The following is a 14542-nucleotide window of genomic DNA, read 5'->3' on the forward strand; positions in this document are numbered from 1 at the left end:
GCAAAGCCAATGACAAAGATCGCAGCATCCATCGAAGTGGCCGCGCGCCAGGCGATTGACTCACAGGACCTGCCGGGTCTGTTCCCGGAAGGGACACGTGTTTACATCACCGACATGGGCACCGATGGCGTGGACACGCTCACCGCTGCCGCCAAGCGCATTCATGATCTCGGCTACAAGCCCGTACCGCATTTCGCCTCCCGCCGCCTTGGAACACGGGCAGCCCTTGAAACCCGCATCCGCCGCGCCGCTGAAGAAGCCGGCGTGACCGACGTGCTGGTCATCGGCGGCGGCCTCGAACGGCAGGCCGGCGAGTTCTCCTCCACTATGGAAGTGCTGGAAACCGGCTTTTTCGACAAATACGGCATCACCGAGATGGGCGTTGCCGGTCATCCCGAAGGCAGCCCGGAGTTTTCCGAGGCCGTGGCACTGGAAGCCCTGCGCCTGAAGAAGAATTTCGGCGAGCGCACCGGCGCCCGCCTGCGCGTCGTCACGCAGTTCGGTTTCGACGCCGAGCGTTTCATCCGCTATGCCGAATCCCTGCGCGAACATGGCGTTGATCTGCCCGTGCATCTCGGCGTTGCCGGTCCCGCCAAGATCACCACACTGATCAAATATGCCGCCATGTGCGGCGTCGGCAACTCGATCAGCTTCCTGAAGAAGAACGCCCTGTCGCTGACAGCGCTCGCCACCAGCCATTCGCCGGAAGGCGTGGTCGGCCCGATCGAGCAGCACGTCATCAACAGCCAGGCCTCCGCCATCAAGCAGATCCACATTTTCCCGTTCGGCGGCCTGAAGAAGTCCTCCGAATGGCTGGTCGATCGCGGCTCCTGGAACGTCGCATCGGCCCAATACGCATCCGCAGCATCCAACTAAGGATTTCCTGAATGACCCGCACGATCGTTGCCTCGGCGACCAGAGAAATCATCATCGGATTTGATCAGCCTTTCTGCGTGATCGGCGAGCGCATCAATCCGACCGGCCGCAAGAAACTCGCGGCCGAGATGATCGAAGGCAATTTCGACACGGTCATCAAGGACGCGCTGGAGCAGGTTGCTGCCGGCGCGACCATGCTCGACGTCAATGCGGGCGTCACCGCCGTCGATCCCAATGCGACGGAACCGGGCCTTCTCGTCAAGACCCTGGAAATCGTGCAGAATCTCGTCGACGTTCCCCTGTCCATCGACAGTTCGGTGACCGCCGCCATTGAAGCTGCACTGAAGGTTGCAAAGGGCCGCCCGCTGGTCAATTCCGTCACCGGCGAAGAGGAAAAGCTTGAAGCCATCCTCCCGCTGATCAAGAAATACAACGTTCCCGTCGTCGCCATCTCGAATGACGAGACCGGCATTTCCATGGACCCGGACGTGCGTTTCGCCGTTGCAAAGAAGATCGTGCAGCGCGCCGCCGATTTCGGCATTCCGGCGCATGACATCGTTGTCGATCCGCTGGTCATGCCGATCGGCGCGCTCGGCGATGCGGGCCGCCAGGTTTTCGCATTGCTGCGCCGCCTGCGCGAGGAACTGAAGGTCAACACCACCTGCGGCCTGTCCAACATCTCCTTCGGCCTGCCGCATCGCCACGGCATCAATGCCGGGTTCATTCCCATGGTGATCGGCGCCGGCATGACATCGGCGATCATGAATCCCTGCCGCCCGCAGGAAATGGAAGCGGTGCACGCCGCCAACGTCCTCAACGGCACCGACGCCAACTGCACCTACTGGATCAAGAAGTATCGCGACCACCAGCCGGCCGCGGCCGGGGCAGCACCTGCTGTTTCGGTGCCAGCCGACGCCAATGGCGGCGCGCGGCGGCGTGGTGGCCGTGAAGCGCGGCGCGGCGCCGCAGGCTGACTGTTTGCACCGGGCCAACCGCTCGGCATAGAAAGGCGGCGGGCGTGAATGCCCCTCGCCTTGAAGTCTTGGAGCATTGATCGTGGACGCACCCGTGAAAGACAGTGAAGCATCGGCAAAGGACGCACTTGTCCTGTTCATGCCATCGGGCAAGCGCGGGCATTTTCCAGTCGGCACGACTGTGCTGGAAGCAGCGCGGACCTTGGGTGTCTACGTGGAAAGTGTCTGCGGCGGGCGCGGCATCTGCGGGCGCTGCCAGATCGACGTGCAGGAGGGCCGCTTCGCCAAGCACGGCATCACCTCCTCCAACGACCACATCTCCGAATTCGGCCCCAAGGAAAAGCGCTATGCCGAAAAGCGCGACCTGAAGGACGGGCGCCGCCTTTCCTGCTCGGCGACCATTCTGGGCGATCTCGTCGTCGACGTGCCGCAGGACGTGCAGGTCAATGCGCAGGTCGTGCGCAAGGATGCCGATACGCGCATCATCGAGCGCAATCCGGCCGTGCACATGTGCTATGTCGAGGTGGAAGAGCCCGACATGCACAAGCCGCTCGGCGATCTCGATCGCCTGAAGGCGGCGCTGGAAAAGGAATGGGGCATCCGCAATCTCGACGTGGACGCCTATCTGCTGCCGCAGATCCAAAAGATCCTGCGCAAGGGCGAATGGTCGGTTACCGCCGCCATCCACCACGACGAGGAAACATCGCGGCCGGTGATGATCGGCCTGTGGCCGGGCCTCAAGAACGAAGCCTATGGCATCGCCTGCGATATCGGTTCCACCACCATTGCCATGCACCTGTCATCCCTGTTGTCGGTGCGCACCATTGCCTCGGCCGGAACGTCCAACCCGCAGATTCGCTTCGGCGAAGACCTGATGAGCCGCGTCTCCTACGTCATGATGAACCCGGACGGCCGCGAAGGCATGACCAATGCGGTGCGCGAAGCCATCAACGAGCTGATCGGCAGGGTCTGCGCCGAGGGCAATGTGGCGCGCGAAGACATTCTCGATGCGGTCTTTGTCGGCAATCCGATCATGCACCACCTCTTCCTCGGCATTGACCCCACCGAACTGGGCGGCGCACCCTTTGCGCTTGCCGTGTCCAGCGCGGTGCATTTGAAAGCCAGTGAAATCGGCCTTGCCATGAATCCCGGCTCGCGGGTCTACATGCTGCCGTGCATCGCCGGCCATGTCGGCGCCGACGCCGCTGCAGCGACGCTCGCGGAAGGCCCGCACCGGCAGGACGAGATGATGCTGCTCGTCGATGTCGGCACCAATGCGGAGATCGTGCTCGGCAACCGTCAGCGCACCGTTGCCGCCTCCTCCCCGACCGGCCCCGCCTTCGAGGGCGCCGAAATTTCCGGCGGCCAGCGCGCCGCGCCCGGTGCCATCGAACGCGTGCGCATCGATCCCCTGACGCTGGAGCCGCGCTTCCGCGTCATCGGTACGGAACAATGGTCCGATGAGGCAGGCTTTGCCGAAGCGGTGCAGGCCAGCGGCATCACCGGCATCTGCGGCTCGGCCATCATCGAAGTCGTCGCGGAAATGTACCTTTCCGGCATCATTTCCGAAGATGGCGTGGTGGATGGCAGCCTTGCCGCCAAATCACCGCGCATCCGGCCAACGGGCCGCACCTTCTCCTATCTGCTGCATGAGGGGTCGCCGACCATCATCATCACGCAGAACGATGTGCGGGCGATCCAGCTGGCCAAGGCCGCGCTCTATGCCGGCGTCAAGCTGCTGATGGACAAGCAGGGCATCGACCATGTCGACCAGATCCGCTTTGCCGGAGCCTTCGGCTCCTTCATCGATCCGAAATATGCCATGGTGCTCGGGCTCATCCCCGATTGCGACCTCGACAAGGTGAAGGCGGTCGGCAATGCGGCAGGCACGGGCGCGCGCATGGCGCTGCTCAACCGCGACTACCGCCGCGAGATCGAAGACACCGTCACCCGCATCGAAAAGATCGAGACGGCGCTGGAGCCAAAGTTCCAGGAGCACTTCGTCTATGCCATGGCCATGCCCAACAAGATCGACCCCTTCCCCAAGCTGTCGCTGGCCGTCACCCTGCCGCCGCGCAAGAATGTCGGCGAGGATGGCCAGGCGGGCGATGCCACGCCGCGCCGCCGCTCACGCGAGGACAGGGCCGCCCGCCGGTCGCGTGAATAAATCCATTCACTTGAGTTTGCCGCGCGGGGAAATTCCGCTATCAACGTCCACCATGATTGATTCCGGACCTGTTTTCCCATGATTGCCTGCTTTGACATCGGTGGCTCGGCCATCAAGGGTGCAATGGCCTATGCGCCCGAAGACATACGGCCGCTGCCCAAAGTGCCGACGCCCCTGCATGATTTCGACGCCTTTGCCGGTGCCATCGAAAAAATCGCGGCGGATGGCGGCGCCGATCCGACATCGCTGATCTCGATTTCCATCGCCGGGGTGGTCGACGCCGAAAGCGGCAGGATCACCTGCGCCAATATTCCCTGCATCCATAACCGTCCGCTGGTAAAGGACCTCAGCGAGAAACTGGGCCGTCCGGTCCTCGTCGCCAATGATGCCGACTGCTTTGCCCTGTCGGAAGCCGTTGTCGGCGCCGGACGCGGCCACCGCGTGGTGTTCGGCATCATTCTCGGCACCGGCGTCGGCGGCGGGCTGGTCATCAACGGCAAGATCCATGAAGGCGCCGGCGGTTTTGCCGGAGAATGGGGCCACGGCCCGATTTCCGCGACCTGGGCCGGCAATCCGCCCATCGCCATTCCGCGCTATGCCTGCGGCTGCGGCCAGGTGGGCTGCGTCGACGTGGTGGGCGCAGCGCGCGGCATGGAGCGGCTGCATGCCCATATCCACGGCGTCGACCTGCCGAGCACCGAAATCATCGCCGCCTGGAACAAGGGCGACGCGGCGGCCGAGCGCACCATCGACTGCTACATCGATATCGTCAGCGGCCCGCTGGCCATGACGCTCAACGTCGTCGGCGCATCGGTTGTACCCGTCGGCGGCGGCCTCGCCAATGCCGTTCCGCTGATCGAGCGGCTGGACCGGGCGGTGCGTGACCGCATCCTGTGGAAGACCGGCAAGCCGCTGGTCATCCCCGGCGAATTGAAAATCGAACCCGGCCTGATCGGTGCCGGTGTTCTCGGATTGATGGGCGAAACACGATGAGCGGCATTCTCCTGGAAGTCTGCGTCGATGATTCCAACGGCCTTGCCGCCGCCATAACAGGCGGCGCCGACCGGGTGGAACTGTGTTCGGCGCTGGAACTCGGCGGATTGACGCCGACACCGGGCCTGATCGGCCAGGCGATTGCCTCACCCATTCCGATCTATGCGATGATCCGCCCGCGCCCCGGCAATTTCGTTTTCGGTGAAGCCGATATCGATGCCATGCTGCGGGAAATCGACATGATCCGCAGTGCAGGCCTTGCCGGCGTCGTCCTCGGCGCGAACCACGCCAATGGCAGTCTCGACCATGCCACGCTGGAACGTCTCATGCGCAATTGCGACGGGCTGGGCGTGACGCTGCACCGGGCCTTCGATCTTGTGCCGGACCTCGGCGAAGCCGTTGAAACCGCTGTCGGACTGGGTTTCGAGCGCATTCTCACATCCGGCCGGATGCCGACCTCGGCGCAGGGGATCGGCGATCTGGAAACCACCTTCGCTTTCGCCGCCGGGCGGATCAAGATCATGCCCGGCTCCGGCGTGAATATCGGCAATGCGGACGCACTCCTGCAGCGCATTCCGTTCCGGGAAATCCATTCGTCCTGCGCTGTACCGGCAGAACCGGTCAGCGCCGCCGCGCAGCGGCTCGGATTCGAAACCCCGACGCAAAAACGCACCAGCGTGGAGCTGGTCAAAGCGTTGAAAGCATTTTGCCTGACGCGTTGAGGTGTTGCACTAGCAAAGTGCGTGGTTCGACAGGCTCACCATGAGGAAAGTTGCATTTTGCAAAACACTGGATTCCCTCATGGTGAGCCTGTCGAACCACGCACCACAATCATGCAAACCAAGCCCTAAAGCTTGCCCGTCCGCTCGTAGCCTTCAAAATACACCCGGAGATGCTGGGCGACGGCTTTGACATGCGCGCCCGCATTCTTGGCCACCAGCATGCCGAGCTTCGATTCGCCGAGCGGCGGCAGGCCGTGTTCCGCGCCGAGCTCGACCATGTTGTCCTCGAGCAGGAATTTTGAAAACGGTGCCACGGCCAGATCGGCCACGATGGCGGCGCGCTGCCCCATCGTATGGGCGCTCATATAGGCGACGCGATAGTCCCTGCCCGCGCTTTCCAGCGCGCTGATGGCATTGGCGCGCCAGATGCAGCCCTCTTCCCACATGGACAGCGGCAAGGGATTGCGCTCATGCGCCGTGCCGCATTTCGCCCCGGCCCAGATGATATCCTCGGTCATCAGAACCTCGACCTCGTCGAGCTTGGCCAGCGTTTCATTGACATTGACCAGCGTCACGTCCAGCCTTTGCTCGTCGAGCCGCTTGCGCAGGCTGTTGCTCTGGTCGATGACCACATCCACCGTCACATCCGGGTGCGATTCGGCAAAGCGCTTGAGCACGAAGGGCAGCACCTTTTCGCCGATATCGTCGGGCGCACCGAGGCGGACAACGCCCGATACCGTCGGGGTAATGAACTTGGCAACGGTTTCGCGGTTGAGCGCCAGCATGCGGCGGGCATAACCCAGCAGAAGCTCGCCGCTCGGCGTCAGCTTGACCGACCGCGCGTCACGCTCGAGCAGCACGTGACCCAGCGTCTCCTCCAGTTTCTTGATCTGCATGGACACTGCCGAGGGCGTGCGGAACACCGCATTGGCGGCGCTGGAAAAGCTGCCGGTTTCGGCAATCATGGCAAAGGTACGCAGGACATCGAGATCGAGGATGGGAATGGGGTGCTGCATCGGTGCGGACATTGCGGCGTCTCCTTGATCAATTTTTCTGAACCATAGTGTTCTCTAATTTCGTTTGATTGAACATCAACTTGGGCAGATAGTCAAGATCACAGAACAGGCGGGCCGCAGAAAACAGCCGCCTGAAGCAAAAGGAGCAACAAAATGAGTGCCTGCAATGACCATTACATCGAACATCGGGCCAGCTTGAGCGAACGTCTGTTCGCCGCCGTAAGCCGCACGGCCGGAACCGTGGCATCAATCGCCGAAGCCTCGCGCAACACCATTGTCCGGCAGCGGCGTCTGCGGGCGACGGAAGCCGCGCTGGACAGCCTGCCGGAAAATATCCGTTTCGATATTGGCTGGCCGGATCTGTATGAACGTCAGATCGCGGCGGGCAATGACATCAACCGTACGCACCAATAAATCATGAAAATACAAGCGTAAGGGAGCAGACCGGGCCACGTCTGCTCCCTTTCCCATGCGCCCTACCTGCGCTTTTGCGACACAGGCAGGCACCCTTCCCTTTAGAATAATTCTATGGTTCTATCAGAAAAAAAGCTTAAGAGACCACGCCTGTAATTTGAAGACTCTACTTCAGGTGCGACATGGCCTCGTAGTAAAAAACGGGAACCTAGAGACATCATGAACCAGACGGGCCTCAACAAGCGGTCTTTTGTTTTTTTCCTCGTGCCGAACTTTTCGATGATCGCTTTTGCGACGGCCATCGAACCGCTCCGCATTGCCAATCGCATGCTCGGCTACGAGGCCTATCGCTGGCGCCTGGCGTCGGTGGACGGCAAGCCCGTCACCGCGTCCAACGGCGTCGAATGCGCCGCCAATTCCTCGCTTGAGGATGAACGCCGCTTCCTGACCGGCGAAGACCGCCCGTCCATGGTGTTCGTCTGCTCCGGCGTGCATGTGGAAAAATTCCAGAACAAATCCGTCTATGCCTGGCTGCGCGAAGAGTTCAACCGCGGCGTGGCCGTCGGCGGCCTGTGCACCGGCGCGCATATCCTCGCCGCCGCCGGACTGCTCTCGGGCAAGCGCTGCGCGATCCATTGGGAAAACCTGCCCGGTTTTGCCGAAGCGTTTCCGAAGGCCGATGTCTATGCCGACCTCTTCGAAGTCGACGGCAACATCTATACCTGCGCCGGCGGTACTGCAGCGCTGGACATGATGCTGAAGCTGATCGGCGACGATTTCGGCGACAACATCGTCAACCGCGTCTGCGAACAGGCGCTGACCGACCGGGTCCGCAGCCCGCATGACCGCCAGCGCCTTCCCTTGCGCGCCCGCCTCGGCGTGCAGAATTCCAAGGTTCTGACCATCATCGAACTGATGGAGGCCCGGCTTTCCGAACCGCTGTCGCTGATCGAGATTGCCGACCATGTCGGCCTGTCGCGCCGCCAGATCGAGCGTCTGTTCCGCCAGGAAATGGGCCGGTCCCCGGCGCGCTACTATCTGGAGATCCGGCTCGACCGTGCCCGCCACCTGCTGATCCAGTCGTCGATGCCCATCGTTGAAGTGGCGGTCGCCTGCGGGTTCGTCTCGGCCTCGCATTTCTCCAAATGCTACCGCGAACTCTATGGCCGCTCACCGCAGCAGGAACGGGCCGACCGCAAGCAGCTGATGGCCGCTTAGGAGCGGGATAGACTGCAACTCTGCGGTGCGTGGTTCGACAAGCTCACCATGAGGAAAATGGAGGATTGCAGTGAGCACTATTCTGCAAGGTTTGTGATTGATCTTGCACCAAACCACCTCCCTCATGGTGAGCTTGTCGAACCACGCACAACCCAAAAGAAATGGCGCCCGTTCAGGCGCCATTTTCATTTCTCCATGCAAGCAGAGCTGCTTTATGCTCTCAGGCGCTCGTTCTCCGTATCGAACGGCGCTTCCGGAATGACCGTCGCCTTGTGCGTCTTGCCGAGAATCTTGATCTCCAGCTGCGTGCCCAGCGCCGAATAATCCGGCTTGACCATGGCGAGCGCCAGGCTCTTGCCCAGGCGCCAGCCATAACCGCCATGCGTCGCACGGCCGATGAGCTGGCCATTGGCATAGATCGGCTCGCTGCCGCGCGCATCGACATCCGACACGCCGGGGACATGCACTTCGAGTGTCACGAAATTCCACTTCAGGCCATCCTCACGGGCCTTCACAACGGCATCGCGGCCGATGAAATCACCCTTGTTGGGATGGACGAAACGGTCAAGGCCGCTTTCGAAGGCATTGTATTCGATCGACAGTTCGCGCGGGATCAGGCGATAGGATTTTTCCACCGCCATCGCCGTCATGGCACGGATGCCGAACGGCTTGATGCCGAATTCCGCACCGGCTTCGAGCAGCAGGTCATAGATGGTGTTCTGCTGTTCGATCGGGTGATGCAGTTCCCAGCCAAGCTCACCGACAAAGTTGACGCGCAGCGCATGCGCCGTTGCCGTGCCGACGCTGATTTCCTTGCCCGACAGCCAGGGGAAGGCTTCGTTGGACAGGTCCGCACGGGTGATCTTCTGCAGAACGTCGCGGCTCTTGGGGCCTGCCAGCACCAGCACGCCATACATCTGCGTGATCGGGCGAAGGCTTACCGAGCCGTCCGTCGGCAACAGCTTGACGAGATAATCATGGTCATGGTTCTCGTAGGCACCGGCGGATACCAGATAGAACTTGCCGGGCGCCCATTCATAGACCGTGAATTCGGAGCGCACGCCGCCCTGCTTGGTCAGGAGGTGGCACAGCGCAATGCGGCCCTGCTTCTTGGGAATACGGTTGGCCAGAATGGAATCGAGCCATTCGCGCGCGCCAGGGCCCGTTACTTCCATCTTGGCGAAGGCCGACATGTCGAGCAGGCCGACATTGCTGGTGACGTTCTTGATCTCGTTGCCGACATGTTCAAAGTAGTTCGAACGATGGAAGGACCAGAGTTCCTTCACCTTGCCGTCCTTGTCCGGCTTCGGATGGTTGTGGTTGAGCAGCACATCCGGCTTGTCGAGTTTTGCAACCTCAAGGCCATAGCCCTGCGGCGCGAACCAGTTGGCGCGCTCCCAGCCATAGACGGTGCCGAACACGGCGCCGAGTGCCTTCTGGCGGTCATAGGACGGCGAACGCTTGAGCGGACGGGCGGCACCGCGCTCTTCATCCGGGTAGTGCACCGAGAACACCTCGGCATAGGCTTCCTCGTTCTTTTCCTTGAGGTAGCCTTCGGTCGCATAGGGGCCGAAGCGGCGCGGATCGACGCCCATCATGTCGATGGAGGGCTCGCCCTCGACAATCCATTCGGCCAGCTGCCAGCCGGCGCCGCCAGCGGCGGTGACACCGAAGGAATGGCCTTCATTGAGCCAGAAATTCTTCAGGCGCGGCGCCGGGCCGATGATGGGCGAACCATCCGGCGTATAGGCGATGGCGCCGTTATAGACCTTCTTGATGCCGACTTCGCCAAAAGCGGGAACGCGGGCAATGGCGGTTTCGATATAGGGCTCGAGCCGGTCGAGATCCTCCTGGAACAGCTCGTATTCGCTGGCATCGGACGGACCGTCGACATAGCAGACAGGCGCGCCCTTTTCATACGGTCCGAGCAGCAGACCGCCGTTTTCCTCACGCATGTACCAGGAGGAATCGCTCTCGCGCAGCACGCCCATCTCCGGCAGGCCCTTGGCCTTGCGCTCGAGAATGGCCGGATGCGGCTCGGTGACGATGTACTGGTGTTCAACCGGAATGACCGGCACGTCGAGGCCGACCATCTTGCCGGTCTTGCGGGCAAAATTGCCGGTTGCCGAGACGACGTGTTCGGCAGTGATGTCGCCCTTGTCGGTCTTGACAAGCCACTCGCCCGAGGGCAGCTGCTCGATGCCGAGAACCGTGGTGTAGCGATAGATGGTTGCGCCGCGATCGCGCGCGCCCTTGGCGAGCGCCTGGGTCAGGTCGGCCGGCTGGATATAGCCGTCTTCCGGATGCTGGATGGCGCCGAGAACGCCGTCCATTTCCGCCAGCGGCCAGATTTCCTTGACCTGTTCCGGCGTCAAAAGCTTGACCGGCACGCCGATCGTCTCGGCGACACCGGCATAATACATATATTCGTCCCAGCGGTCCTTGGTGCGGGCGAGACGGATATTGCTGCAATTGGTGAAGCCGACATTCATGCCGGTTTCCTCTTGCAGCTCCTGATAGAATTTCACGGAGTATTTGTGAATCTGGCCGACGGAATAGCTCATGTTGAACAGCGGCAGCAGCCCGGCCGCATGCCATGTCGAGCCGGAGGTCAGTTCCTTGCGCTCGATGAGCACGACATCGCTCCAGCCCTTCTTGGCCAGATGATAGAGTGTCGACACACCCACCACACCACCGCCGATCACAACTACACGCGCTTGGGTCTTCATTTCATTCTATCCTCTGATATCAATCGGTGGTCAGGCGGCACGCGCCATTTTCTGCACTATGCCGTTCGCACTGTCCATTGCTAAGGCCTGTTTGCGACATGGCCAAAACATGCCGCGACGCGCGGCAAACTGGCTGCGGTTTGTGCGAATTTCCGATTAGCGGAATGGAATGATGCGGGACATCGCGCATGGGAGCGACACCCTGAAAACGAACAGGCCCGAACTGTTTTGCACAGTCCGGGCCTTTATCTCGGCAATCGGCGGTGGCCGGGTTACTTGATCGAAACCTTGCCGCCCTTGATTTCGATGGTTTCCGCACCGGTCAGGGCTTCACGGTCACCATTGGGAAAGGTGACGAAACAGCCGCCGCTGCAAAATTCAACCGTGTCTCCCGCCGCAACCTGCAGCTGGGTCTTGCTCGACCCTTCGGTCACGACGATGGTCTGTGCGCTGGCGTCGCTGTTCTTCAGGCTGGCAGCAAATGCAGGTCCGGCCAGAATAGTGCTCGTAAGAATGACAACTGCAAACTTGTTCATATCACCCCGGTGCTTCCACCGCCCCTGTTGCCTCGGGCTCAACCGGCCCTTTTCGACACCAGTTATAACGGGGTGAAACTGAACGGCAACTGAACGCCCCGTTATTTTTCCGTGATTTAGACGAAAGTGCAGGGCCGGTCCGTCCCAAAACGCCTCAAGTCTTGGCCGTCTTCTTCACCGGTGCTTTCAGCTCCGCCTTCACCCGCTCCGTGATCATCTGCACGATCGCATCCGCGTCGTCGAGGTGGATATTGACGTCGCGCTGCGGGAACGGAATTTCGATCCCCTCCTCGGCAAACCGGTCGACCAGCGCAAAGCGGATTTCATTCTGCACGGTGCCGGAATTCGACAGATCAGCCAGATGCACCCGCATCTCGAAATCCATTCTGGAATCGCCCAGCGCCTTGAACTGCACGAAAGGCTCCGGATTTTTCAGGACAAGCGGATGGCTGCGGGCAATGTCCATCAGGATGGCGTGCACGCGGCGCGGATCGACCTTGTAGGAAACGCCAATCGGAATTTCCACGCGCCCCAGCTTGTTACGGTGAGTCCAGTTGCCGACATTGCCGTTGATGAAGGACGAGTTGGGAATGATGATCGACTGGCGCTGGAAGGTTTCCACCTCGGTCGCGCGCACGCTGATCTTCTTGACGATGCCGCCGACGCCGCTGGTTTCGATCCAGTCGCCGACCTTGAAGGGACGTTCGGCGAGCAGGATCAGGCCGGAGACGAAGTTGGAGACGATCGCCTGCATGCCGAAACCGATACCGAGCGACAGACCGCCGGCCACCAGCGCGAGGCTGGAGAGATTGATGCCCGCCGCCGAGATGCCGATGAGTCCGGCCATGCCGAGGCCGAGATAGCCGACCGCCGTGCGGATCGAGTTGCGCACGCCCGAATCCAGCTTGCCGCGCGCCATCACCCGCACATCCAGCCAGCCCTGGAACCAGCGGGTGAAGAAGTAGAACAGCGCGAACAACAGGATGCCGACGGCAATGGCCACCAGCGAGATCGTCACCGAACCGATCTGGAAACCGGTGGCTATGGTGAGGAACCAGACGGTCATCTCGCTCCACTGGAAACCCCAGAGCAGCAGGATCACCGGAATACCGAGGAGAAGCACGAAAATATTGATGATGATGCTGGCGATCAGGCCAAGCTGATCGAGTGTCGAGTCATCGATACCGAAGCGCTTCTGTACCGTGCTGCCGAGCACCGTGCCGCCCAATGCATTCTCGTCGGCCACCGCGCGCGCCGTGAGGAAACCCAGATACATCGTCACGAGTACGGCGCCATTGATGACGATCTGCTGCGAGACGAAACGGGCAAAACCGATATAGCCCAGCAGCGCGGCGATGATCGGAATGAGGCCGATGGCATAAAGGAACAGCCGCAGCGGCCTTGGCCAGCGCCGGGCTTCGCCGGTCTCCTCGTTCTCCAGGGGTTTCAGAAATGCCATGGCGAGGATCAGCAGCCCGACCAGAACCGTTGCAAACAGGCTCTTGGCCACCGTCAGCGACAGGGGTGAGGATGCAATCTGGTTGACCGTATTGGCGAGATAATCGAGCCCGGTGATCGTCGCCGTGGCCGTGACCAGAACCATGAGAATGCGGCCCGGACGCGGTGCAACGCGCACCAGACGCCAGTTGGGCGCGCCCGGGCAAATGACGGCCTGGGCCAGCGCATGCACGAAGTATACGATGCCGATCACCGAAAACAGCGTGTAGATCAGCGACGCGATATCCGGGCGCAGCACATTGAAATAGCCGAGGAAAAAGTAGGTCGTGGCCAGAAACACGCCGACGGTCACCGACCGCATCAGGGTCGACCAGAAGGCAACCGCCAGGCGGCTCAGATAGGAGGGTTCTTCAACCGCCGGATCGCGCAGATAGAGATGCCCCAGCAACCGCTGGCCGCCGATGAGAAGCACCAGGGCGGTTATCGCGGCAAAGAAGGCGGCAGCCAGCAGGGACTGCCATTTGAACGTGATGACGAAGCGCCACCAGGACGAAATGAGCTGGTTCATCGTGCCCATTTCCCGGCCATAGGCGTCGATGACTTCGCTGCCGAGGGAATAGTTGATGTCGACGCGCTGCGACAACGTATTGGCAAAAAGCTCGCGCCGGGCGTCGCCGATCGCATCGATCATCTTGTTGACTTCGAGCAGCTGGTCTTCGGTTTCGCCGAGAACCGCGTTGATCTCCGCCTTTTCCGTCGTCAGGCGGGTGCGTTCATCCGTGACGATCTTCGCTTCGGCCGGCTGCCCCTGCGCGGGCGGTGCGCCCAGCTGTTCCAGGCGGGCATTGATCTCGGTGATGCGCGGCCGGAACGAAACGCCGATATCCAGCAGTTTCTTGGCGCTCGCTTCCAGATCAAGGCGCAGATTGGCAAGCGCCGCGTCGGCATCGGCCTTCTGCTTGAATTTCTGTTCATAGGCCGAGATCTGTTTCTTCAGCGCGTCGATGGCCGGGCGCTGTTCGGCGACGATGTTCGACTTGACAGCGGGCGCAGGCGCTGGCGCCACGGGTGCCGGCTCCGCTGCGGCGGGCGCAGGCTCCGGTGCCGGGGCTGGCGCGGGCGATGTGGCTGCCGGGGCTGGCGCCGGGGTCTGCGCCAAAGCCTGTTGCACCGGGGCCGCCAGAAACAGAACGGCGGCAATCGTCAGAAGAATCTGCCGAAGGAAAGATGAGATCACGGGTTCAGATCCATTTATGAACAGTTTGCTTCGTCTATGAACAGTTTGCTTCGTCGATTTGCCCGTTCATGTCGGCACAATCAAGGCACTTTCTGCTTTCATTCTCGCGGCTGGTCGGCTTGTTGACAGTGCTCGCCGCTATCGTGATGACCATTCCAGCAATGCGACAGTAGCATAATGTTGGGGTAATCATGCATCGTCA

The 14542-nt window shown here is 61.4% G+C and carries 11 protein-coding genes; 7 read left to right on the plus strand and 4 right to left on the minus strand.

The window, feature by feature from the left end; all coding sequences use genetic code 11:
- The first annotated feature begins 9 nt into the window (after window positions 1–9).
- The 5 genes from ACZ5FP_RS15385 to ACZ5FP_RS15405 all read left to right on the plus strand — a co-directional run bounded on the left by ACZ5FP_RS15385 (window position 10) and on the right by ACZ5FP_RS15405 (window position 5732).
- A complete protein-coding gene (locus tag ACZ5FP_RS15385; protein WP_464661173.1) occupies window positions 10–876 on the plus strand; it encodes a methylenetetrahydrofolate reductase in 867 nt (288 codons plus the stop codon).
- An 11-nt stretch (window positions 877–887) separates the two neighbouring features.
- Window positions 888–1850, plus strand: coding sequence for a methyltetrahydrofolate cobalamin methyltransferase (locus ACZ5FP_RS15390; protein WP_463012151.1), 963 nt, complete (start codon window positions 888–890; stop codon window positions 1848–1850).
- 139 nt (window positions 1851–1989) lie between these two features.
- Window positions 1990–4017, plus strand: a complete 2028-nt coding sequence (locus ACZ5FP_RS15395) for an ASKHA domain-containing protein (RefSeq protein WP_464663305.1) — start codon at window positions 1990–1992, stop codon at window positions 4015–4017.
- Between the two features lie 78 nt (window positions 4018–4095).
- A complete protein-coding gene (locus ACZ5FP_RS15400; protein ID WP_464661174.1) occupies window positions 4096–5010 on the plus strand; it encodes an ROK family protein in 915 nt (304 codons plus the stop codon).
- Window positions 5007–5732, plus strand: coding sequence for a copper homeostasis protein CutC (locus ACZ5FP_RS15405; protein ID WP_464661175.1), 726 nt, complete (start codon window positions 5007–5009; stop codon window positions 5730–5732). Before ACZ5FP_RS15400 ends, ACZ5FP_RS15405 begins: the two co-directional genes overlap by 4 nt.
- Window positions 5733–5857: 125 nt before the next feature.
- On the opposite strand, the gene ACZ5FP_RS15410 is transcribed toward ACZ5FP_RS15405, so the two are convergent.
- The gene (locus ACZ5FP_RS15410) at window positions 5858–6760 is read right to left on the minus strand and encodes a LysR family transcriptional regulator (protein ID WP_223612817.1); all 903 of its coding nucleotides are present in this window, start codon (window positions 6758–6760) and stop codon (window positions 5858–5860) included.
- Between the two features lie 141 nt (window positions 6761–6901).
- Between ACZ5FP_RS15410 and ACZ5FP_RS15415 the strand changes: the two genes are divergently transcribed.
- Both ACZ5FP_RS15415 and ACZ5FP_RS15420 read left to right on the plus strand, forming a co-directional pair.
- Entirely contained in the window at window positions 6902–7162 is a 261-nt protein-coding gene (locus ACZ5FP_RS15415; RefSeq protein ID WP_403176626.1) for a Coa1/Tim21 domain-containing protein, read from the plus strand.
- Between the two features lie 219 nt (window positions 7163–7381).
- A complete protein-coding gene (locus ACZ5FP_RS15420; protein ID WP_105732279.1) occupies window positions 7382–8380 on the plus strand; it encodes a GlxA family transcriptional regulator in 999 nt (332 codons plus the stop codon).
- Window positions 8381–8592: 212 nt separating this feature from the next.
- Here the strand turns inward: ACZ5FP_RS15420 and ACZ5FP_RS15425 are convergent, their stop codons facing one another.
- The 3 genes from ACZ5FP_RS15425 to ACZ5FP_RS15435 form a co-directional block, all read right to left on the minus strand.
- A complete protein-coding gene (locus ACZ5FP_RS15425; RefSeq protein ID WP_464661176.1) occupies window positions 8593–11109 on the minus strand; it encodes a GcvT family protein in 2517 nt (838 codons plus the stop codon).
- 272 nt (window positions 11110–11381) lie between these two features.
- On the minus strand, window positions 11382–11645 hold the full coding sequence (locus ACZ5FP_RS15430) for a hypothetical protein (RefSeq protein WP_223612814.1): 264 nt from the start codon (window positions 11643–11645) through the stop codon (window positions 11382–11384).
- A gap of 154 nt (window positions 11646–11799) precedes the next feature.
- Window positions 11800–14340 carry a mechanosensitive ion channel family protein gene (locus ACZ5FP_RS15435; RefSeq protein WP_464661177.1) on the minus strand — a complete coding sequence of 847 codons (2541 nt, stop codon included), beginning with the start codon at window positions 14338–14340 and terminating at the stop codon, window positions 11800–11802.
- Window positions 14341–14542 lie beyond the last annotated feature (202 nt).

Source organism: Phyllobacterium sp. T2-21 (assembly GCF_055378485.1).

Excerpts from the sequence above, each read along its gene's own strand:
- ACZ5FP_RS15385 (WP_464661173.1), top strand. The coding sequence starts at position 10 with ATGACAAAGATCGCAGCATCCATCGAAGTGGCCGCGCGCCAGGCGATT.
- ACZ5FP_RS15390 (WP_463012151.1), top strand. The coding sequence starts at position 888 with ATGACCCGCACGATCGTTGCCTCGGCGACCAGAGAAATCATCATCGGA.
- ACZ5FP_RS15395 (WP_464663305.1), top strand. The coding sequence starts at position 1,990 with ATGCCATCGGGCAAGCGCGGGCATTTTCCAGTCGGCACGACTGTGCTG.
- ACZ5FP_RS15400 (WP_464661174.1), top strand. The coding sequence starts at position 4,096 with ATGATTGCCTGCTTTGACATCGGTGGCTCGGCCATCAAGGGTGCAATG.
- ACZ5FP_RS15405 (WP_464661175.1), top strand. The coding sequence starts at position 5,007 with ATGAGCGGCATTCTCCTGGAAGTCTGCGTCGATGATTCCAACGGCCTT.
- ACZ5FP_RS15410 (WP_223612817.1), bottom strand. The coding sequence starts at position 6,760 with ATGTCCGCACCGATGCAGCACCCCATTCCCATCCTCGATCTCGATGTC.
- ACZ5FP_RS15415 (WP_403176626.1), top strand. The coding sequence starts at position 6,902 with ATGAGTGCCTGCAATGACCATTACATCGAACATCGGGCCAGCTTGAGC.
- ACZ5FP_RS15420 (WP_105732279.1), top strand. The coding sequence starts at position 7,382 with ATGAACCAGACGGGCCTCAACAAGCGGTCTTTTGTTTTTTTCCTCGTG.
- ACZ5FP_RS15425 (WP_464661176.1), bottom strand. The coding sequence starts at position 11,109 with ATGAAGACCCAAGCGCGTGTAGTTGTGATCGGCGGTGGTGTGGTGGGT.
- ACZ5FP_RS15430 (WP_223612814.1), bottom strand. The coding sequence starts at position 11,645 with ATGAACAAGTTTGCAGTTGTCATTCTTACGAGCACTATTCTGGCCGGA.